The organism is Sulfitobacter pontiacus, assembly GCF_040790665.1.
GTDB lineage: Bacteria > Pseudomonadota > Alphaproteobacteria > Rhodobacterales > Rhodobacteraceae > Sulfitobacter > Sulfitobacter pontiacus.
Window position 1 is genome coordinate 894,916 of the sequence record NZ_CP160849.1, and the last position, 20,443, is coordinate 915,358.

A 20,443-nucleotide genomic window follows, 5' to 3' on the forward strand; every position below is an offset into this window, starting at 1 on the left:
ACGCATGTGACGGCAGTCATATTCCCGACACCCTGCCCCGTTTTTGCGCCACCGGCGTTTCCGATACGCGACGCGGGGGGCCGCTTGCAAAAAATCGACATGCGAGGGGCGGGCAGGCTTTCCACCCGCGCATGGCTTGCCTATCAATGGCGCAACAGAAAAAGGCGCGTTATGTCCCATATTACCCTCATCCGCCACGGTCAGGCAAATTCCCAGGCCAAGGACGAAATCAGCTATGACAAGCTAAGCCCGCTTGGCCACGAACAGGCCGCGTGGCTGGGCGACCACCTGCGCCAGTCCGAAACCCACCACACGCGGCTGTATACCGGCACGCTGCGCCGCCATATCGAGACAGCAGAGGGGATGAACACCGGGCTTGAACCGATACGCGACGCGCGGCTGAACGAGCTTGAGTATTTCACCCTCGCCACCATGATGGAGCAGCAACACGGCATCCCTTTCCCCACGGAACAAGGCGGGTTCACCAACCACCTGCCGCTGGTGTTCGAGACGTGGAAAAGCGACAGGCTCGAAAACCCGCCCGAGAGCTACGCCAATTTCGAAGGGCGCATCAAATCCGTGCTATCAGAGATATCGGACGGGGACGGGCCGGCGCTGGTCGTGACCTCTGGGGGGCTGATCTCGATGGTGATGGCGCAGGCGATGGGGCTGGGCATTCCGGCCATGTCGCGCATCGCGCTGGCGATCATGCACACGTCGATGCACCGGCTGTTCCCCATTGGCGGCCACTGGTCGCCGGTGCTCTTCAACGCGGTGCCCCATCTGGATACCCCCGCACGCCGTGTCGCGCAGACCCATATCTGAAAGGCCAAACGATGCTTACGCTATATTACACGCCCGGAACCATCTCTGTCGCGGTGGCGATTGCCATCGAAGAAGCCGCCCTGCCCTATCAGCCGGTGCGCGTCGATTTCGCCACGGCTGAGCAGACGAAACCCGAATATCTGGCGATCAACCCCAAGGGACGCGTGCCTGCGCTACGGCTTGAGGATGATACGATCCTGACCGAAACCGGGGCGCTGCTGGACTATGTCGCTGCCATTGCGCCCAAAGCCGGGATGGTCCCCACGGACCCGACCGCCGCCGCACAGATGCGCAGCGCGATGTACTACCTCGCCTCGACCATGCATGTCGCCCATGCCCACAAGATGCGCGGATCGCGGTGGGCCAAACAACAATCCAGCTTCGAGGATATGACGGCTCAGGTGCCCGAAACCATGGCCGCCTGTGCCGATTTTGTCGAAAGCGATATCCTGCGCGGGCCCTATGTGTTGGGCGACGATTTCAGCCTTGCCGATCCCTATCTGTTCGTCGTGTGCAACTGGCTTGAGGGCGACGGCGTGGATACGGCGGCCTACCCCAAGATCACGACATTCATGCAGCAGATGACCGCCCGCGCCAGCGTGGCAGCGGTGAAAGACAAGGGGATGCTATGACCGCACCACATCTATGGGTCCGCGCCGAACAGCGCGACAATGAAACCCGCGTCGGCATCACACCCGAAGGGGTTACCGCGTTGATGGCGCAGGGGTTTCGCGTCACCGTCGAAGCCTCGGACAGCCGCGTGATCGCGACCGATGCCTATGCGGCCACGGGCTGCACCATCGCACCACAGAACAGCTGGCCCGACGCGCCTGCCGATGCGATCATCTTTGGCCTGAAGGAACTGCCAGAGGACGGCACACCGCTGGTGCACCGGCACATCATGTTCGGTCACGCCTACAAGGGCCAATCGGCGGGGCGTATCCTGTTGCAACGTTTCAAGGCGGGCGGCGGCACCTTGCTGGACCTTGAGTATCTGACCGACGAGACCGGCCGACGCGTCGCCGCCTTTGGCTATTGGGCGGGGTTCGCGGGGGCGGCGGTGGCCGTCAAATGCTGGGCCGCCCAAACCCGTGGGCAAGCTGTCGCCCCCATCACCCCCTACCCCAACGCCGATGCGCTGACCCGCGACCTCGCGGCAGAGATCGACGGGCTCGCCACGCCCGACGCTTTGGTCATCGGTGCACTTGGTCGGGTGGGCAGCGGTGCCGCCGATCTTTGCAGCCGTCTGGGGATCAAGGTCACCGGATGGGATATGAAGGAGACCGCCCACGGCGGCCCCTTCCCCGAGATTTTGCAGCATGTGCTGTTTTTCAACTGCATTCTGGCGGGGCCGCAGACACCGGTTTTCGTGCCCAAAAGCGCGCTGGACAGGGATCGCGCGCTGCGGGTGATCGGCGATATCGCCTGCGATCCCGACAGCGACTTCAACCCCGTGCCGGTCTATGACCGCGCGACCACATGGGAAGAGCCCGCCTTACGCGTGCATGACGCCCCACCTCTGGATGTCACCGCGATTGACAACCTGCCGTCAATGCTGCCGCTGGAAAGCTCTGAAGACTACGCCGCGCAGCTGCTGCCGACGCTCTCGGCACTGGCGGAAGATACCTCGCCCGTCTGGGCGCGGGCTCGTGCGCTGTTTGAAGAACACAGCGCCGCCGTGTGACGCGATCAGATCGGGCGGATCACGCGCCCGGTCAACTCATCCGAATAGACGGTAGTAGATGCCGTCGGGCAGGAACTGCGCCAGCCGGAAGAAAAGCGAGAACCCGAAGGGGAAGCTTTTCTTAAAGCTGCTGCCGCTCATATGCTCGACCACTTGCTGCGCAGCGGCCTCGGGCTCCATCAAAAAAGGCATCTTGAAGTCGTTCTTGTCGGTCAGCTGCGTGCGGATGAAACCAGGATTGATCACCTGAACTTTCACGCCGGTCTTGCGCAGGTCGGCGTGCATACATTCCGCCAAGGACAAGGTGCCCGCCTTGGACGCCGTATAGCCGATAGACTTTGGCAGCCCGCGATAGGCCGTGAGGCTAGAGGTGATCACGATGTGGCCCGCGTCGCGCTTGACCATATCGGGCACCACTTCGCCCATCACGCGCACCAGCCCGGTGAGGTTCACATCGATCATTGTGGTCGCATGCTCCGGCTCCCACTCCTGGGCCCCAAAGGGCCAATAGGCCCCCGCCAGATAGACAACCCCGTCCACCGGCCCGACGGCTTTGACCGCCACGCGGATGCTGTCGATATCCTGCACGTCGATGGTCTGGTAGCTTGCGGAAACGGGCAGCTCATCGACCAGCGCCACCAGCTTGTCTTCAGACCGGGCAGAGACGATGACCTCGGCCCCCAGTCGGCCCAGCTTATGTGCCAGCGCTTCGCCCAGTCCAGCGCTCGCCCCGATCAGCCAATAGCGTTTTCCTGTCCATTCGGTCATGCTGCGTCCTTTCTGCGGATGGTGGCGACCAATTCGGCCACCTTCACCCCAAATTTCCGGAACTGACTGCGGTTGATGATTGTGCCCTCGCCGGTCAGATACATCCAGTCCACGGTATTCAGCAGGTGCCCGCCCACGTCATCGGGCAGCCTGATGGTGTATTTCGACTGCACCGTCGCACCGACGTTGCGGCCCTTGGCCGTGCCTTTGACGTCCGGCGCGGTGGCGGTGAAATGCCCCGTCTCGCCCAATGTGATCGTCCATGTGCGGTCTTGGGTCGTGTTGTCATCATAGACGAAATGTTCGTCGATACGTGCGGTGTCGCCGTCCCATGTCACGTTGAAATCTGCCACGAAGCTGCTGGTGACCCGCCCCGCGGGGCCAAAGATCACGCCTTCGCAGACCATCGCCCCGTCCAGATGTTTCCTCATGTCAAAGACAGTGTAGTCATCCGCATAATCCGACGGCTTTTGCGCAGGGAAATCGGTGATCCGCCGCCGCGCCAGCCAGATTGCGGCCACCACTGCGGCCCCCAGAGCAAACTGCAACATGTCCATCATTCTTCACCTTCCTTTTGCATCGGCGTGGCGGCCAGAAAACCGATGGCCAACAGCTTGAGCCCGCAAGGCACGCCAGCATAGAGCCATATGAGCGTCGAGATTGCCACCGGTCCATTGCCCGTCGTACCGCTGTCAAAGCCGGACGCCTGCAGGGTGGGAAGTAGCGTTATCGCAGCGAAGGCAAGGGCGAATTTCGACACCAGCGACCACAGCCCGAACCCCTCGGCGGCCTGCGGGGCGACCACCGCCATCCGCGCGGAGAACATCGCGGGCAGTAGTGTCAGGTCGGCCCCCAGCACCGCGCCAGAGGCGATGCAGACCAGCACGAACCACGCCACATCCCCCGCCCCCAGCAGCAAAGTCCCTGCAAACACAAGGATCGCCAAGCCCATTGCGGACAGCAGGACGGGTTTGGGGCTGAAACGCTCTGCCAGCTTGCCCCATAGCGGGGCGGCCACAGCAGCCGAAAGAAAGAAGAGCAACAGCAGCGCCCCCGCCCACCCCGGTGCGCGCAGCACGCTTTCGACGTAGAACAGAAATAACGTAGATGTGACCGCGACAGGGGCCGCATTGAACAGCGCGATCAGCAGCAACCGACGGGCAATCGGATCGCGCAGGACCACGGCGATTCCCGTCGGACCCGCGATATCCGCGCCGCGCCATTCGCCCCGCATGGCAAAAACGCTGCCCAGTCCAAGCGCGGCAAAACCGATGGCAAACCCTGTAAACGGGGCCCCCATCACCAGCCCCAGCATCACAGGCAGTACCGAGGCCGCGCAGACACCCAACAACGCCCCCGTCTCGCGCCAGCGCGCCAGCACCAGATGCCCGCGCCCGGGCAGCAGCGCGGCTTTGGCGACCCCTTGCGCATAAAAGCAGATCGTCAGAAAGCTGAACGCCGAAAACACCCCCGTCAGTGTCAGCGCGAACCACATCAGCGGCGGCAGCAAGGGCGGCACTGCAAACAGGGCAAACATCGATACAGCCATCAGGGCGACACCGACGGCGACCGCCGCGCCACGCCTGTGACGCAAGGCTTGCGATAGCCGCCCCAGCAGCGGGTCCTGCACCACATCCAACAGGCGCAGCGCAAAAAGCACCGTGCCCAAAGCCCCAAGAGACACCCCGTATTCATCAACAAAGAACTTGGGTGCGTGAATATAAATCGGCAGCCCCGCCGCCGCCAGAAGCGACGCAAACAGCGCATAGGCAGGCAGTTGATGTGCCGAACGGGTCACGTGCCCGACACGTCTTTCACTGGCGGTTCAGGACGCGGGCGATAGCCGCCGCCTTTCCACCACAGCTTTAGTGCCTGCCAGTGGATCAAGGCCAACACCCGCCGCGCCCCGAAGGGACGCCGCAGCAGCGACCACAGGATTGCCCGGTTCGTGAGAGGGCCACGACGGCCCGTCAGGGTGGCGATCAAGCCCCCTTCGGACTGGGTATAATCGATCCACACACCAATACGGTCGGCGCGGATATCAAAGCGAAAACTGTATCCCCCTTCGACCGGCTGAAATGGTGATACGTGGAAAATCTTGGTCGCGTGCAGATGATCAGTGGCCGTGATCGGGCGCAGGTCATCGTGGCGGCATAGATAGCTGTGCCGGTCACCGAAAGTATTCGATACCTCTGATATCACGGCGATCAGCGCACCGTCCGCGCGGTGGCACAGCCAAAAGCTGACCGGGTTGAACACATGCCCCAACACGCGCGGTTGCGCCATCAGCTCTATCCGCGCGACGCCCGTGACATCGTGCTGTGCCAGAACATCCCGCACCCACGCGGCCCCGCGACCCGCGCCTTTGGTGCCGCCGTGGTCTTCGTCCCACAGCGATGTCACGGCCCCGCGGTTGCGCCCGAACAACGCCGGTGTTCGCAGCGATGCCTCTGCATCCAGAACCACGTAATCGACCGAATAGCGAAAGCTGTTTTCGACCGCCCCCTTGCGCCCATGATAGGTCACACCACGGATATGATCGACGCCGGCGCTCATTCTGCGGCCAATGCGACCTTTGCCTTGGCCCGCAGCCCCTGCACCACGTCAACAGCGCTAGAGAGCCCGTCCTCGTGGAAGCCATGCTTCATCCAAGCGCCGCAGAACCAGGTGTTCTGCGTGCCGTTGAAGGCGCGCACCTGCTCTTGTGCGGCCAGCGCGCCCAGATCATAGACCGGATGGCGCAGGGTGACCTGATCATAGATCAGCTCTTCGCGGATCGGGCGCTTGGTATTGAGCGTCACGAAATGCGGGTCGTCCATCGGGATCGGTTGCAGCGAGTTCATCCAGTAGGTCAGGTCGATCCGGTCGGACTTCTGCCCCTTATCCTCGGCATAGATCCACGAAGCCCAGGTCTTGCGCAGCTTGGGCATAACAGAGGCATCGGCATGTAGCACCACGTCGTTGGGCTGGTATTTCACCGCGCCCAAGGCCGCACGCTCTGCCGCGCTTGGGTCGGCCAGAAGGGCAAGCGTATCATCCGAATGGCTGGCAAAGACGACCTCGTCAAAGGCTTCCCATTCCGCGCCATGGGTTTTCACCTCTGCGCCCAAGGGCGTGCGGCGGACGGATTGCACTGGCGTGCCAAGGCGAATGTCGACGCCCTTGGCTGTCAGCGATGCCCCCAGACGGTTCACATATTCCTGCGACCCGCCCTTAACCGTATACCACTGGTGCTGACCTGTGTGGCTCAGCAAGGCGTGGTTCTCGAAGAAGTCGATCATGGAGTAGGCGGGGAAATCCATGATCTTGTCCACCGGCGTCGACCAGATCGCGCCCGACAGCGGCGTCAGGTAGTATTTGCGAAAATATTCACCCGCGCCCAGCTTGTCCAAGAACCCGGCAATGGTCAGCGTACGGTCTTGCGCCAGCTTGGTCGCCGTGCTGTTGAACCGCACGATATCGGTCAACATACGCAGGAATTTCGGATTCAGCGCATTGCGTCGCTGCGCGAAGATCGAATCCAGCGTCATCAGCCCGTATTCCAACCGCCCCCCGTCGATGGAGGCCCCGAAGCTCATGTTGGATTTGACCACCGGCACGTCGAGCTCTTTGAACAGCGCGGCGAGGTTGGGATAATTGGCGTAGTTGAACACGATAAAGCCCGTATCTACAGGCTGGTCGCCGTTCTTGCCCGCCATCTTCGTGCGCGCGTGGCCACCCAGACGGGGGCAGCTTTCGAACAAGGTCACCTGATGGTCGTCGCCCAGCATATGCGCCGCCCCCATGCCGGAAATACCCGCGCCGATGACGGCAATCTTTCGGTGGCCTGCCAAAGAGGTATTCTGTGGCGGGTCGATGGCTTCAAATGGCATAAGGCGAGAATTTCCAGTCTGTCAGGTTTGTATCGGCACTTTCGGTGATACACGGGCTGGACGGTACATGAGTTGCAGTTAATCAGACACTAACTACGACTTTTTGTGACACCCTTGTCGTGGCTCCTCGCTTAGATAGCCCGTCAGGGCCGTTTGTCAGGGCGCGAAAGCGGCACAACGCGATTATCCTGCTCTGACAGTTCTTCGAAATCGAAATTATCCAGTTTTGCCGCACGTTTACCCGCGCGTTCAGCAGCCGTGCCCAAGCCTTCAAGATCAGCGCGGGCCTGCCCGAAATGGGTGTTCAGCTTGCCAACACGTTCGACCACGATCTCGACATCGCGGTGCAGCATCTTGAGCGTTTTGCGGATAGCCCCTGCCTGTTCCCGCATCCGCGCATCCTTGAGGATCGCGCGCATCGTATTCAGCGTTGCCATGCAGGTGGTCGGCGAAACGATCCAGACCCGCGCATCAAAGCCTTCGCGGACGAGTTCAGGGAAGTTCGCATGCAGCTCGGCATAGACGGCTTCCGAGGGCAGGAACATCAGCGCGCCATCCGCGGTCTCGCCCTCGATGATGTATTTCGTGGTGATGGCCTGAATATGCGACTTGACCGCAACCCGCATGGCGCGGGCGGCATCCTTAACCTCGTATTCCGTCTTGGCACGACGTAGGGCTTCATAGGCTTCAAGCGGGAATTTACTGTCGATCACGATCGGGCCGGGCGGGTTCGGCAGGTGGATCAGGCAATCCGCGCGCCTGCCGTTGGAAAGCGTCGCCTGCATCGTATAGCTGTCACTTGGCAGCGCCTTAGCGACGATATCGTGCAGCTGGATTTCACCGAATGCGCCACGGGTCTGTTTGTTGCTCAGGATATCCTGCAGCGACAACACGTCGCCCGACAGTTTGGTGATATTGTCCTGCGCCTTGTCAATCGCGGCCAGCCGTTCCTGTAGCTGGGTCAGGCTGGTCGTCGTCTGCTTGCTGGAACCGTGAAGTGTCGCGCTCATGCGTTCCTGCATCTCTGCCAAGGACCGGGCAGAGCGGGCCGCGTTCTCTGCCAGCCGGTCCTGCATTTGTTGCTGCACATGGGCCATGCGGGCCTCGATGCTTTGCACCATCTGGGCCTGTGCATTGGCTTGGGTATCCGACACGGTTTGCAAGCCGCCGCGCAGTTGTTCCTGCCCCATGCCAAGCTGTTGCACATGGCCGCCCAGTATCTGCATCTGGCGCGCCAGCGGCGCCGCCACCCGCGCCGACCGCCCCGCCGCACGCACCGCCATCACCAACAGGATCAGCACCAGCAAGACCACGCCCCCGCCGCCAATCAGCAGCAGCATGGCAGGGCCTGTCAGCGCGTAGGTTTCACCGCCAAGCTGGATCATGTGCGCCCGAACAGACGTTCGATATCGCTCAACTTCAGCTCGACATAGGTGGGGCGGCCGTGGTTGCACTGGCCGGAATGGGGCGTCGCCTCCATCTCGCGCAGCAGCGCGTTCATTTCCTCGCCCCGCATCCAGCGGCCCGAACGGATGGAACCGTGACAGGCCACACGGCTGAGGATCGCCTCGATCCGGGCCTGTAACGTGTTGCTTTCGTTCTGATCCGCGAGCTCATCAAGGATATCCAGCACCATCGCCTTGGCGTCCACTGTGCCAAGGATCGCGGGCGTTTCGCGCACGGCAATGGCACTGCCGCCAAAGGGTTCGATCCCCAGTCCAAACCGCGCGAGGTCATCCGCGACCTCAAGCAGCCGCGCGCAGTCCGACGCTGACAGGTCCACGATCTCGGGGATCAGCAAGGCCTGCGCCGCGACACCGTTTTCGGCCATCTGGCGTTTCAGCTTTTCATAGACCAGTCGTTCATGTGCCGCGTGCTGGTCCACGATGACCATGCCAGTCGCCGTCTGTGCGATGATGTAATTCTCGTGCACCTGTCCCCGCGCGGTCCCGAGGGGGAAGTCCGGCGCGGGTTCGGCGGCGGGAGCGTGTGCGTCGTGGGTCTGAGTGTCGTGGGTCTGGACGTCAGCGCCGCCAGCCTCGTACTGGGGGGGCGTTTCAACACGGCCCCACATGCCGGCGGTTTCGGCAAAGCCGGGCTCGGGCGCTTGCGCCTGATGGGCAGCGCTGCGCGCCCCAAGCGAGGGGCGGTCCATCTGATACACCCGCGCACCGGGCTGTTCGGGGCGCATCGCCCCCAAAGTCGCATTCGCCACGGTGGTCGAGGCACGGTGCCCCGCATCCGCCAGCGCATGGCGCAGCGCCGATACGATCAACCCACGCGCCAGTCCGGGATCGCGAAAGCGCACTTCGGATTTGGCGGGGTGGACGTTCACATCCACAAGCTTGGGATCGCAATCGACAAAGAGCGCGGCGGCGGGATGGCGGTCACGGCTCAGCAGGTCGAAATAGGCCCCGCGCAACGCCCCCACCAGCAGCTTGTCACGGACGGGACGCCCGTTCACAAACAGGTATTGCGTCACGGCAGAGCCGCGCGAATAGGTCGGCAGGGCCGCGTAGCCCGTCAGGTGCAGCCCTTCGCGTTCGGCATCGATGGCCAGCGCGTTTTCAGCAAACTCGCGCCCCAGCACTTGCGCCAAACGCCCGTGCAGCGCGGCGAACATATCGCCCTGTTCGGCCTCGGCGCGAAACACCTCGCGGCCCGGTCCGTCGCCGGACACATCGCGCAGGGTGAAACGCACGAAGGGTTCCGCCATCGCCAGCCGCTTGATGATGTCAGAGATCGCCTGCGCCTCGGCGCGATCGGTGCGCAGGAATTTCAACCGCGCAGGCGTAGCAAAGAAGAGATCGCGCAGGGTGACGACGGTGCCACCATTCAGCGCAGCAGGGCGCACAGGGCCGGTCACGCCGCCGTTGACCGAAATCTCGGCCCCGTCCTGTCCGGCAACACGGCTGCAAATGGTCAGCCGCCCGACAGCCCCGAGCGAGGGCAGCGCCTCGCCGCGAAAACCGAAGGTGTGGATGTTCAGCAGGTCCGTCCCGTCGATCTTCGAGGTCGCGTGCCGGGACAGCGCCAGCGTCAGATCGTCCGCGGCGATGCCGCAGCCGTCGTCGGTGACGCGGATCAGGGTCTTGCCACCATCGGCATATTCGACCGTGATTTGCCGCGCGCCCGCATCAATTGCGTTCTCGACCAGCTCCTTGACCGCAGAGGCAGGGCGTTCAACGACCTCTCCGGCGGCGATACGGTTAATTGCCGAGTCGTCGAGCTGCCGGATCACCGGGCGATTTTCGCTTATATTGGGGTTTGGATGCGCCATGCGGCTAGACCTAGCATAGAGGCGCGCGATTCTGAAAGCCGCGAATACGGATGGTTAACGCTCGTCGGCGAGGTTAATCCTGTGTGGCTGCATTGAACCAGGCGACGATCTCGGCGCGTTCGCTGGCCTGCATATGGCTCAGGTTGGCAGGGGGCATTGCATCGGTCACACCCGCTTGCAAATAGATCTGTCTGGCCGCGCTGGCGATCTGATGTTCTGTTTCAAGCCGGATGGATTTCGGCGGCCAAAGCAGCCCGTCCCACGCGGGTTCTGCCGCATGACACATGCTGCACCGACCGCGCACGATATCATGCACCCGGTCAAACCCTTCGGCCTGGGCAAAGCGCAGTGCGGGGCCGGTGGCCTCTTCCGGCTCGACGCTGCGGAACATCGGCGCGGTCGACAGCCACATGATCGTGACGAACAACAGCGCGGTGACCGCCCATGTCCACGTCGGATTCCCCTGACGCGCGTGCAGGCTGTTGAAGTAATGGCGGATCGTGACCCCCATCAGAAACACCAGTGCCGCAATCAGCCAGTTCATTTCCGACGCGAAGGCCAGCGGGTAGTGGTTGCTGAGCATCAGGAAGATGACCGGCAAGGTCAGATAGTTATTATGTGTGCTGCGCTGTTTGGCGATCTTGCCGTATTTCGCATCCGGCACCCGCCCCGCCTTGAGGTCGGCCACCACGATCCGCTGGTTCGGCATGATAATAAAGAACACGTTCGCCGACATGATCGTCGCGGTGAACGCGCCCAGATGCAGCAACGCTGCACGCCCCGAAAAGACCGAGGTATAGAAATAGGCCATCCCCACAAGGATCACATAGAGGCCGATCATCAGCCTTGTGTTGTTATCGCCGAATTTGCTTTTGCAGATCTGGTCGTAGACCAGCCAACCAAAGCCAAGCGACAACAGGGAAATCCCCACGGCTTGCCAGTTCGCCAGTTCTGCGACGGTGGGATCGACAAGATAGAATTCCGCCCCGAGATAGTAGACCAGGATCAGCAAGGCAAAGCCGGAAAGCCACGTCGAATAGCTTTCCCATTTGAACCAGATCAGATCGTCGGGCATCTGCGCGGGGGCCACCAGATATTTCTGCACGTGATAGAACCCGCCGCCGTGGACCTGCCATTCCTCCCCGTCCGCGCCGGTTTTGAGGTTGCGGTCGCGGTGCAGGCCCAGATCCAGCGCGATAAAGTAGAACGATGACCCGATCCACGCGATGGCCGTGATGACATGCACCCAGCGAACGGCAAACTCGATCCAAGCGCCAATGGCGGCCATATCGTACATGGGGTGGCTCCTTAGTGTAGCGTCTTGGGTGTATGCGGCAGTTTACCCTTAGAACTGCCTGACAACCCGCCCGAGACTTCCTCGGTTGATTCCTCTGCCAGTTCTTCGGGCAGAAGCAGGTTCAGTACAATAGCAATCAGGGCCGCGGGTAGCAGACCGCTGGTCAGCAAGATCTTGGCCGTGTCGGGCAGGTGTTGCACCGCGCCGGGTTCCAGCTGAAGCCCCAGACCGATCGAGATCGAGATGGCAAAGATCACCATATTGCGGCGGTTCCAGTCCACGTCGGACAACATCGACATGCCAGCGGCCACGACCATGCCGAACATCACGATAACCCCGCCGCCCAAAACCTCGATCGGGATGGTGCGGATCACGCCGCCGACCTTGGGGACCAACCCGCAGAGGATCAGGAACAGCGCACCGACGGTGACGACGTGGCGGCTCATCACGCCTGTCATGGCGATCAGGCCGACGTTCTGGCTGAAGGATGTGTTGGGCAGACCACCGAAAAGACCGGCGACGGCGGACCCGATCCCGTCGGCATAGGTCGCGCCCTGGATTTCGCGGTCGGTCGCTTCGCGGCCCGCGCCGCCCTTTGTGATCCCGGCAACGTCGCCCACGGTTTCAATCGCCGAGATAAACGCCATCAGACAAAAGCCGATGATCGCCGCTGCCGAAAACTCGAACCCGTATTTCAGCGGATTGGGCAGCGCAAAGGCGGCAGAGCGTGACCACGACCCGCTGATGTCGCCAAAGCTGAGCATCCCCACGGCCAGCGCATAGATATACCCCACGATCAAGCCGATCAGCACAGCCGAGATCGACAGCATTCCGCGGGTGAAAAACTTGATCCCCAATGTGACAAAGATCACCACCAGCGCGGCCGACCAATTCAGCAGGCTGCCATAGGCAGGCGTGCCAATCGCGGGCACACCACCGGCAGCGTATTGGATCCCCACCTTGACCAGCGCCAGACCGATCATCGTGACCACCAACCCCGTAACAAGCGGCGGCAGCGCAAATCGGATCTTGCCGATGAACAGCCCCAGAAAGGCGTGGAACATACCGCCGATCACAACGCCTCCGAACAGCGCGGCAAGCCCGTCCACCCCCTTGCCCGCCACCAGTGGGATCATGATGGGGATGAACGCGAAAGACGTGCCCTGCACAATCGGCAGCCCTGCCCCGACAGGCCCCAGCGTCAGCGTTTGCAGCAGCGTCGCGACACCGGCAAACAGCATCGACATCTGGATCAGGTACAGCAGTTCGGGAAAGTCGGGCGAGTTCGACCCGAACCCAAAGCCCGCGGCGCCCGCGATGATGATGGCGGGGGTGACATTGGACACGAACATCGCCAGCACGTGCTGAACACCCAGAGGAATAGCGCGATACAGCGGCGGCATGTAATTGGGGTCGCGCAGTTGTTCCGGCGTGCCGATGGCGTGGCGTGTCATATCAAATGTCCCTTGTTGATCACTGGCCGCTATTTGTGCGGTCCGATTATCTGAGGGGTTTACCCCTTGATCACATAAGGCGGGTCCAGCGGGTATTCGTCAAGGTTGGGGCTGGTGCCGATGCGGTCCACCACGGCGAAAAGCCCGGGCTCTGCCAAAGGGGTAAGCACGCCGTGCCATGTCCCGCGGTGAAAGTTCACGCCTTGATGCGGTGCCGTCAAGAACGCCAGCGGTGTGCCGGGGGTATCGCCCTCGTCGGGTGCCACGATCACAAGAAACGGCGCGCCCGTCAGCGGCAGGAAAGCTTGCGACCCTTCGGGATGCCGTTCAAGCAGGTCCAACTGGTACGGCAGACGACGGGCCTGCGCGTTGAAGATGCTGATGCCCGCGCGACCGTCGGGCCCGAAATCCAGCTTTGCCAGATCATGGTGCCGCCCACACAGCCCCGCGTTGATAATCCGGTCCGGCGCGCCCGACGCGTCCAGCACTTCACCGAAAGGGGCGAAGGCATCTGCGGTCAGGGGCTGCACAGTGATCTCGCGCAGGCTCATAGCGACAGCGGCATGTGGCGGTTCACATCCTTATACAGCAGATAACGGAAGGGTTCTTGCCCCGTTGCAATACAGGCCTGCGGACAAAAAGCACGCAGCCACATGAAATCTCCCGCTTCAACCGGCACCCAGTCGCGGTTCAGCAAATAATCCGCCTTGCCCTGAATGACGTAAAGCCCGTGTTCCATCACATGGGTCTCTGCGAAAGGGATGCGCCCGCCCGGTTGGAAGGTCACGATATTGACGTGCATGTCGTGGCGCAGATCGCCTGGGTCCGCGAAACGCTGGGTCGCCCAAGCGCCATCGGTATCGGGCATGGCAATCGGCGCGACTTCGTCGTCATGGGTCACGAATGCCTCCGGCGCATCCATGCCCTCCACGGACACATAGCGCTTGCGCACCCAGTGCAAGCCGCAAGGCGTATCGCCGGTGTTCCACAGCGTCCATTTGGCGGCAGGGGGAATATAGGCGTAAGACCCTGCCACAAGATCATACCCCTGCCCATCCAGCGTCAACCGCGCGCGGCCTGTGGCCACGAACAAGACCGCTTGCGCCTGCGCGTCCGGCTCGGGCGTGTCGCTGCCACCTTTGGGGGCAAGCTCTACCGCGTATTGCGCGAAGGTTTCGGCAAATCCGCTCAGCGGCCGCGCCAGTACCCACGCGCGTGTGTTTACCCATCCGGGCAGCAAGCTGGTCACGATGTCCCGCTGCACCGAGGCAGGGATCACCGCGTAGGCGTCGGTGAACACAGCCGTGCTTTCAGGAGAGACAGTCTGGTCCGGCAGACCGCCGGGGGGGAAGGCATAGGTCATAGCATATCCTCCAGCCGCAGCCGTGCGATCCGTTCGACCTGTGCGCATGCGGTGGTAAATTCATCTTCGGTTGCGTTGGCGATGCGGGTCTCGAACTGGCGCAGGATGCCGTCCTTGTCGTGATCCTTTACCGCGATGATAAAGGGAAACCCGTGTTTCGCGACGTATTGGCTGTTCAACGTCTCGAAGCGGGCGCGCTCGGCATCGGTCAAGGCGTCCAGCCCGGCGCTGGCTTGTTCTTGCGTGCTTTCAGCGGTCAGCCGTTTGGCCGCCGCCAGCTTGCCCGCCAGATCGGGGTGCGCGGTCAGCACGCCCAAGCGTTCCGCCCGCGTCGCCGACCGGAACATCCGCGCCAAAGCATTATGTATCCCCGCGACAGAGTTATGCGCGGGCCCAAGTTCAAGATCATACGCGCGTTCGGCGATCCACGCTGAATGTTCGAACACCCCGCCGAATTTCGCGACAAAGCTGGCGCGGTCCATCTGGTCCAGACGCAGGCGCGGCTGAGGCGGATGGGTGACACGCCAATGGTCAGCGATGTCGATGCGGCGCGGCGTCCAGACGCCTTCGAACCCTTTAATGTAGTCGATAAAGCGTTTCAGCGCCTGTATCCGTCCGGGCCGCCCGATCAGACGGCAATGCAGCCCGACCGACATCATCTTGGCCTGCCCTGCGCTGCCTTCGGCATAAAGCGCATCGAAGGTATCGCGCAGATAGGCATAGAACTGATCGCCCGAATTAAAGCCCTGCGGCGTGGCAAAGCGCATATCGTTGCAATCAAGAGTATAGGGGATGATCAGTTGATCGCGCCCTGCTACCTGCATCCAATAGGGCAGATCATCGTCGTATGTATCCGAGATATAGTCGAAGCCCCCCGTCTCTGCCGCCAGCGCGACCGTGTTCACAGAGCTGCGCCCCGTGTACCAGCCACGCGGCGCTGTGCCGACGACCTCGCGGTGCAGGCGGATCGCCTCGTCCATATCGGCGCTTTCGACCTCGGCGGTGTGATCCTTGTAGTCGATCCATTTCAACCCGTGGCTTGCGATTTCCCAATCGGCCTGGGTCATCGCCTCTACCTGCTGCGGGGACCGCGCCAAGGCGGTGGCGACGCCATAGACGGTAACAGGGATATCGGCACCCGTGAACAGACGGTGCAACCGCCAAAAGCCCGCCCGCGCGCCGTAGTCATAGATGGATTCCATATTCCAGTGACGTTGCCCCGGCCAAGGGGCGGCCCCGACGATCTCGGACAAGAAGGCCTCTGATGCGGCATCCCCGTGAAGCAGACAGTTCTCGCCGCCTTCTTCATAGTTCAGCACGAATTGCACCGCGATCCGCGCGCCGCCCGGCCATTGTGCATCAGGCGGTGTGGGGCCGTAGCCGTGAAAATCACGAGGGTAGCGTGTCATGGGATCGTCCTTTGGTCAGCGCCTGCGCGCGCGGGGAAACCACGCGCTGCGGGCCGTTGTTTTAGTCAACCAACGGTTTTCTGGCACTGATTTTTCGCAATGTACAGCCAGCCAACCCTTCCCGAAAGGTCGGCCGGCTGCCAGATCGGCTCGAGTGGCCCTGCTCTCTTATAGCGAAAGTTCTAAGGCGCTGGCCGGCCTGAAACTTAAACACATGCGGGGGGCATATCGGGCGGGAAAGTGAGTGGAAGGGGCCGCTCTTGCTGCGCTATGCAACACGAGTCCTGTCGGCCCCTGCCCAATGATCGTCGCACCACGTGCGACTTGCCCGATCATAAGAATTCTGTCCCCCAGAATACATACTCGGATTGTATGGGTCGCTGGCAGGCAACACCTCCGATTGAATGTTGTGTACCATATAGGCGCAGGATGATTCGCGGCTCAAGCAAAAACGATTCGGTAGGCGAATTATTTTTCGCCATCGCCCGAATCACCGCCTCTTTCAGCGCTGGCGCGCCCAGAAAGCCGACTGCAGATCCGCCATTGACCTAGCCCGACACCCGCCTATCGTAAGGGTCCAATGGATCAAGAAAGACCCCACCCATGGCAAACGGCTATTTGACGACGCATGTTCTGGACACCGCACGCGGCCGCCCCGCAGGCGGACTGGAAATCACGCTTTACCGGATCGAGGGGGCGAACCGCATGAAGCTGGTGCAAATGACCACTAATGCTGACGGTCGCACCGACACGCCGATCTTGCCCAAGGGCCAGTTTGCGGCTGGCACCTACGAGCTGGTGTTCGAAGCCGGGGCCTATCTTGATGCCATCGGAGCGGAGCCCGAAGCACCGCGTTTCCTGGACCAGATCCCCCTTCGCTTTGGCATTTCGGATGCGGATGCGCATTATCACGTGCCGCTTTTGCTGTCGCCGTTCGGCTATTCAACCTATCGCGGCAGCTGAACGCCGCTGGCGGATGTGACGTGAGGGCGCGATGCTTGCATTGCGCCGTTGCCCCGTGGCACATTGCCTGTCTGATCAGACAGGAAAGCGCCCATGTCCACGCATGTATATGACCCGACCGAACTGGCCCAAAGCCACCTGCCACAGGTGACGGAACCCCGCAATCCGGGGATGCCGCTGGATATGGATTGGGTGCGCGCCGTGCAGGTGAACTCCTCTGCGGTGGAGCGCCGCGCCGCGGGTTTGCCCGCGCGCCGTTCCGTGAAGAAAGAGTATCAGGCCGCGTGGCTGCTGCGCGCCGTCAGCTGCATCGACCTGACCACGCTGTCGGGGGATGATACCGCCCGCCGTGTCGAGCGGCTTTGTGCGAAGGCACGTCAACCGATTGCGCCCGCGCTGCTGGACGCGCTTGGCATGTCGCAGATCACCGTGGGCGCGGTCTGTGTCTACCACGAGATGATCGCCCCCGCCAAAGCAGCACTGCAGGGCACAGGCATCCCGATTGCTGCCGTTTCTACAGGATTTCCCGCCGGTCTCTCCCCGTTCGAGCTGCGTCTGCGCGAGATCGAGATGAGCGTCGCCGCCGGAGCCGCCGAGATCGACATCGTTATTTCACGCCGCCATGTGCTGTCAGGCGACTGGCAGGCGCTGTATGATGAAATGCGTGCCTTCCGCGCCGCTTGTGGCGATGCGCATGTCAAGGCGATCCTCGCGACCGGAGAGTTGGGCAGCCTGCGCAACGTCGCGCGTGCCTCGCTGATCTGCATGATGGCGGGTGCTGACTTCATCAAGACCTCCACCGGTAAGGAAAGCGTCAATGCGACCCTGCCCGTGACCCTCGTGATGATCCGCGCGATCCGCGACTATTTCGACCGCACCGGCTTCCGCGTTGGCTACAAGCCCGCGGGCGGGATATCGAAGGCAAAGGACGCGCTGGTCTATCTGGCCATGATGAAAGAGGAATTGGGCGACCGCTGGTTGCAGCCCGACCTCTTCCGTTTCGGGGCCTCGTCGCTGTTGGGCGACATCGAACGTCAGCTCGACCATCATGTGTCGGGCAGCTATTCCGCAAGCCATCGTCACGCCATCAGCTGAGCCGCGTGAAACCAATGTCGGATTTGAGTATTTTGAAAAGGGTGAACCCATGAGCGTGTCCGAAATCTATGAAACCATGGACTATGGGACGGCACCGGAAAATGCCGCTGACGCACTGGCGTGGCTGGTCGATCAGGGCAGCCGTTTCGGGCATTTCATCGACGGCGCGTTCACCGAGGCGCGGGATGATTTCGAAAGCCGCAACCCTGCCAATGGCAATGTGCTGGCAACGTTGACGCAGGCCAGCCAGGCAGAGGTCGACACCGCAGTTGCCGCGGCGCGCAAGGCGCAGCCCAAATGGGCCAAGCTGGGCGGGCACGGACGGGCGCGGTTCCTTTATGCGCTGGCGCGGTTGCTGCAAAAACACAGCCGGTTGTTCGCCGTGCTGGAAACGCTGGACAACGGCAAACCTATCCGCGAGGCGCGCGATGTGGATGTGCCCTTGGCGCAGCGGCATTTCTATTACCACGCGGGCATGGCCCAGTTGATGGAGTCCGAGCTACCCGACGCAGACGCGCTTGGCGTATGCGGGCAGATCATCCCGTGGAACTTCCCGCTGCTGATGCTGGCGTGGAAGGTGGCCCCTGCTTTGGCGATGGGGAATACGGTGGTATTGAAACCGGCGGAGTATACGTCGCTGACCGCACTGCTGTTTGCCGATATCTGTGTGCAGGCAGGCCTGCCCAAGGGTGTCGTGAATATTGTCACCGGTGACGGTGCCGTGGGCGAGATGATCGTGCAGGCTGAAGTAGACAAGATCGCCTTTACCGGATCGACCCCCGTCGGGCGGCGCATCCGCGAGGCGACCGCCGGAAGCGGCAAGGCGCTGACGCTCGAACTGGGGGGCAAGTCGCCCTATATCGTGTTCGACGATGCGGATCTGGATTCGGCCGTCGAGGGGTTGGTCGACGCGATCTGGTTCAATCAGGGGCAGGTCTGCTGTGCAGGCTCGCGCCTGCTGGTGCATGAGCCCGTGGCGGATCGGTTTTATGCCAAGCTGCGGGCGCGGATGGCGAAGCTGCGGGTCGGTGATACGCTGGATAAATCCGTCGATGTGGGCGCGCTGGTGGACCCCGTTCAGGTGCAGCGCGTGAGCGAAATGGTCGCCGCCAACACCAGTGGCGAGGTGTTTACCGCAGGCGATATCCCCGCGACCGGATGCTATTATCCGCCCACATTGATCACCGGCATGAACCCTGCCGATCCCTTGATGCAGGACGAGATCTTTGGCCCCGTGCTGGTATCCACCACCTTCCGCACCCCTGCCGAGGCGGTCGAGCTGGCCAATAACACCCGCTACGGGCTGGCGGCGACGGTCTGGTCCGAGAACATCAACCTCGCGCTGGATATTGCGCCCAAGCTGGTATCGGGCATCGTCTGGGTGAATGGCACCAATATGATGGATGCGGCGGCGGGCTTTGGCGGTGTGCGCGAAAGCGGCTTTGGCCGCGAAGGTGGCTGGGAAGGGCTGGCGGCCTATACCCGTCCGAAAACCACGCAAAAACCGTTGAAAGAGATCACGGCCTTTGCCGGCAGCGGCACGCCAGCGGACCCGATCGACCGGACAGCCAAGCTTTATATCGGCGGCAAGCAAAGCCGCCCTGACAGCGGCTATTCCGCACCGGTCTGGGGCAAGTCCGGCGATCTGCTGGGCCATGTCTCGCTCGCGTCGCGCAAGGATGTGCGCAATGCCGTGGAAGCGGCTCATGCCGCAAAGGGGTGGAGCAAGACCACCGGTCATCTGCGCGCGCAGATCCTGTATTACGTCGCTGAAAATCTGGCGGCACGCGGGGATGAATTCGCACGGCGTCTGGATGCGATGCAGGGCACTAAAGCCGGCAAATCCGAGGTCGATCTCGCGGTCAAACGTCTGTTCACCTACGCGGCCTGGGCCGACAAGTATGATGGGCAGGTGCATGGCGTACCGATCCGCGGCGTGGCGCTTGCCATGAAGGAACCTGTGGGCGTGATCGGCGCGCTTTGCCCGGCGGAGGCACCCTTGTTGGGGCTGATCTCTTGTATGGCACCGGCGATTGCGATGGGGAACCGGATCATTTTGTCCGCCAGCGGCCCCTTCCCGCTTGCTGCGACGGATTTCGTGCAGGTGCTTGAAACCTCTGACGTGCCGGCGGGTGTGGTGAATATCCTGACCGGGCCGCAGAAGGACATCGCCGAAACACTGGCGCGGCATATGGACGTGGATGCGGTCTGGAGCTTTGGCGACAAGGCGCAAAGCGAAACCGTGGAGCGGGCCAGCGCGCAAAACCTGAAGCGCACATGGGTCAACAACGGTATGGCCCGCGACTGGGACGGCGCAGAGGGTGAAGGCAAAGCGTTCTTGCACGCCGCGACCGAGGTCAAGAATATCTGGATCCCTTACGGCGAATAACCTGCCGATGTCCTGAAACGAAAAACGGGCGCTGACAAGCGCCC

At 62.1% G+C, this 20,443-nt stretch carries 18 protein-coding genes; 6 read left to right on the top strand and 12 right to left on the bottom strand.

Annotated elements, in window-relative coordinates; all coding sequences use genetic code 11:
* Window positions 1-171 precede the first annotated feature (171 nt).
* Genes AB1495_RS04465 through AB1495_RS04475 form a run of 3 tightly spaced genes read left to right on the top strand, consistent with a single transcriptional unit; the run spans window position 172 to window position 2,509 of the window.
* A complete protein-coding gene (locus AB1495_RS04465) occupies window positions 172-825 on the top strand; it encodes a histidine phosphatase family protein (protein WP_005850200.1) in 654 nt (217 codons plus the stop codon).
* A gap of 11 nt (window positions 826-836) precedes the next feature.
* Complete coding sequence (locus tag AB1495_RS04470) at window positions 837-1,457, top strand: glutathione S-transferase family protein (protein ID WP_074636320.1); 621 nt, start codon at window positions 837-839, stop codon at window positions 1,455-1,457.
* Window positions 1,454-2,509, top strand: coding sequence for a saccharopine dehydrogenase (locus tag AB1495_RS04475; protein ID WP_074636322.1), 1,056 nt, complete (start codon window positions 1,454-1,456; stop codon window positions 2,507-2,509). The genes AB1495_RS04470 and AB1495_RS04475 overlap by 4 nt, the downstream gene beginning before the upstream one ends.
* Window positions 2,510-2,545: 36 nt before the next feature.
* Here the strand turns inward: AB1495_RS04475 and AB1495_RS04480 are convergent, their stop codons facing one another.
* From AB1495_RS04480 to puuE, 12 genes are all read right to left on the bottom strand, one after another.
* The gene (locus AB1495_RS04480) at window positions 2,546-3,277 is read right to left on the bottom strand and encodes an SDR family oxidoreductase (RefSeq protein ID WP_074636324.1); all 732 of its coding nucleotides are present in this window, start codon (window positions 3,275-3,277) and stop codon (window positions 2,546-2,548) included.
* Complete coding sequence (locus AB1495_RS04485) at window positions 3,274-3,837, bottom strand: DUF3833 family protein (RefSeq protein WP_074636326.1); 564 nt, start codon at window positions 3,835-3,837, stop codon at window positions 3,274-3,276. The genes AB1495_RS04480 and AB1495_RS04485 overlap by 4 nt, the downstream gene beginning before the upstream one ends.
* The gene (locus AB1495_RS04490) at window positions 3,834-5,075 is read right to left on the bottom strand and encodes an MFS transporter (protein WP_074636328.1); all 1,242 of its coding nucleotides are present in this window, start codon (window positions 5,073-5,075) and stop codon (window positions 3,834-3,836) included. The genes AB1495_RS04485 and AB1495_RS04490 overlap by 4 nt, the downstream gene beginning before the upstream one ends.
* Complete coding sequence (locus AB1495_RS04495; RefSeq protein WP_074636330.1) at window positions 5,072-5,833, bottom strand: DUF1365 domain-containing protein; 762 nt, start codon at window positions 5,831-5,833, stop codon at window positions 5,072-5,074. The genes AB1495_RS04490 and AB1495_RS04495 overlap by 4 nt, the downstream gene beginning before the upstream one ends.
* The gene (locus AB1495_RS04500) at window positions 5,830-7,149 is read right to left on the bottom strand and encodes an NAD(P)/FAD-dependent oxidoreductase (protein ID WP_074636331.1); all 1,320 of its coding nucleotides are present in this window, start codon (window positions 7,147-7,149) and stop codon (window positions 5,830-5,832) included. The genes AB1495_RS04495 and AB1495_RS04500 overlap by 4 nt, the downstream gene beginning before the upstream one ends.
* 143 nt (window positions 7,150-7,292) lie before the next feature.
* Window positions 7,293-8,534, bottom strand: coding sequence for a DNA recombination protein RmuC (locus tag AB1495_RS04505; protein WP_074636333.1), 1,242 nt, complete (start codon window positions 8,532-8,534; stop codon window positions 7,293-7,295).
* The gene (mutL, locus tag AB1495_RS04510) at window positions 8,531-10,429 is read right to left on the bottom strand and encodes a DNA mismatch repair endonuclease MutL (protein WP_074636335.1); all 1,899 of its coding nucleotides are present in this window, start codon (window positions 10,427-10,429) and stop codon (window positions 8,531-8,533) included. Before mutL ends, AB1495_RS04505 begins: the two co-directional genes overlap by 4 nt.
* 73 nt (window positions 10,430-10,502) lie before the next feature.
* Entirely contained in the window at window positions 10,503-11,726 is a 1,224-nt protein-coding gene (locus AB1495_RS04515) for a urate hydroxylase PuuD (RefSeq protein WP_037965249.1), read from the bottom strand.
* Between the two features lie 11 nt (window positions 11,727-11,737).
* Window positions 11,738-13,180 (bottom strand): uracil-xanthine permease family protein, encoded by a 1,443-nt coding sequence (locus AB1495_RS04520; RefSeq protein ID WP_005850223.1) that lies wholly within the window; start codon window positions 13,178-13,180, stop codon window positions 11,738-11,740.
* Between the two features lie 59 nt (window positions 13,181-13,239).
* Window positions 13,240-13,731: an ureidoglycolate lyase gene (locus AB1495_RS04525; protein WP_074636338.1), complete on the bottom strand. Its 492-nt coding sequence runs from the start codon at window positions 13,729-13,731 to the stop codon at window positions 13,240-13,242.
* The gene (locus AB1495_RS04530) at window positions 13,728-14,543 is read right to left on the bottom strand and encodes a bifunctional allantoicase/(S)-ureidoglycine aminohydrolase (protein WP_074636340.1); all 816 of its coding nucleotides are present in this window, start codon (window positions 14,541-14,543) and stop codon (window positions 13,728-13,730) included. The genes AB1495_RS04525 and AB1495_RS04530 overlap by 4 nt, the downstream gene beginning before the upstream one ends.
* Entirely contained in the window at window positions 14,540-15,952 is a 1,413-nt protein-coding gene (puuE, locus tag AB1495_RS04535; RefSeq protein WP_074636342.1) for an allantoinase PuuE, read from the bottom strand. Before puuE ends, AB1495_RS04530 begins: the two co-directional genes overlap by 4 nt.
* Window positions 15,953-16,555: 603 nt before the next feature.
* Here puuE and uraH point away from each other — a divergent pair.
* The 3 genes from uraH to AB1495_RS04550 all read left to right on the top strand — a co-directional run bounded on the left by uraH (window position 16,556) and on the right by AB1495_RS04550 (window position 20,399).
* Window positions 16,556-16,915: a hydroxyisourate hydrolase gene (uraH, locus tag AB1495_RS04540; RefSeq protein WP_005850231.1), complete on the top strand. Its 360-nt coding sequence runs from the start codon at window positions 16,556-16,558 to the stop codon at window positions 16,913-16,915.
* A gap of 93 nt (window positions 16,916-17,008) precedes the next feature.
* The gene (deoC, locus tag AB1495_RS04545) at window positions 17,009-18,010 is read left to right on the top strand and encodes a deoxyribose-phosphate aldolase (protein WP_005850232.1); all 1,002 of its coding nucleotides are present in this window, start codon (window positions 17,009-17,011) and stop codon (window positions 18,008-18,010) included.
* 49 nt (window positions 18,011-18,059) lie between these two features.
* On the top strand, window positions 18,060-20,399 hold the full coding sequence (locus AB1495_RS04550) for an aldehyde dehydrogenase family protein (protein WP_074636344.1): 2,340 nt from the start codon (window positions 18,060-18,062) through the stop codon (window positions 20,397-20,399).
* Window positions 20,400-20,443 lie beyond the last annotated feature (44 nt).

Bases quoted from the DNA above. Each gene is read 5' to 3' on its own strand.
- AB1495_RS04470 (WP_074636320.1), top strand. From the start codon at position 837: ATGCTTACGCTATATTACACGCCCGGAACCATCTCTGTCGCGGTGGCG.
- AB1495_RS04515 (WP_037965249.1), bottom strand. From the start codon at position 11,726: ATGTACGATATGGCCGCCATTGGCGCTTGGATCGAGTTTGCCGTTCGC.
- AB1495_RS04550 (WP_074636344.1), top strand. From the start codon at position 18,060: ATGAGCGTGTCCGAAATCTATGAAACCATGGACTATGGGACGGCACCG.
- puuE (WP_074636342.1), bottom strand. From the start codon at position 15,952: ATGACACGCTACCCTCGTGATTTTCACGGCTACGGCCCCACACCGCCT.
- AB1495_RS04525 (WP_074636338.1), bottom strand. From the start codon at position 13,731: ATGAGCCTGCGCGAGATCACTGTGCAGCCCCTGACCGCAGATGCCTTC.
- uraH (WP_005850231.1), top strand. From the start codon at position 16,556: ATGGCAAACGGCTATTTGACGACGCATGTTCTGGACACCGCACGCGGC.
- AB1495_RS04475 (WP_074636322.1), top strand. From the start codon at position 1,454: ATGACCGCACCACATCTATGGGTCCGCGCCGAACAGCGCGACAATGAA.
- deoC (WP_005850232.1), top strand. From the start codon at position 17,009: ATGTCCACGCATGTATATGACCCGACCGAACTGGCCCAAAGCCACCTG.
- AB1495_RS04500 (WP_074636331.1), bottom strand. From the start codon at position 7,149: ATGCCATTTGAAGCCATCGACCCGCCACAGAATACCTCTTTGGCAGGC.
- AB1495_RS04495 (WP_074636330.1), bottom strand. From the start codon at position 5,833: ATGAGCGCCGGCGTCGATCATATCCGTGGTGTGACCTATCATGGGCGC.
- AB1495_RS04505 (WP_074636333.1), bottom strand. From the start codon at position 8,534: ATGATCCAGCTTGGCGGTGAAACCTACGCGCTGACAGGCCCTGCCATG.
- AB1495_RS04465 (WP_005850200.1), top strand. From the start codon at position 172: ATGTCCCATATTACCCTCATCCGCCACGGTCAGGCAAATTCCCAGGCC.
- AB1495_RS04530 (WP_074636340.1), bottom strand. From the start codon at position 14,543: ATGACCTATGCCTTCCCCCCCGGCGGTCTGCCGGACCAGACTGTCTCT.
- AB1495_RS04485 (WP_074636326.1), bottom strand. From the start codon at position 3,837: ATGATGGACATGTTGCAGTTTGCTCTGGGGGCCGCAGTGGTGGCCGCA.
- mutL (WP_074636335.1), bottom strand. From the start codon at position 10,429: ATGGCGCATCCAAACCCCAATATAAGCGAAAATCGCCCGGTGATCCGG.
- AB1495_RS04520 (WP_005850223.1), bottom strand. From the start codon at position 13,180: ATGACACGCCACGCCATCGGCACGCCGGAACAACTGCGCGACCCCAAT.
- AB1495_RS04480 (WP_074636324.1), bottom strand. From the start codon at position 3,277: ATGACCGAATGGACAGGAAAACGCTATTGGCTGATCGGGGCGAGCGCT.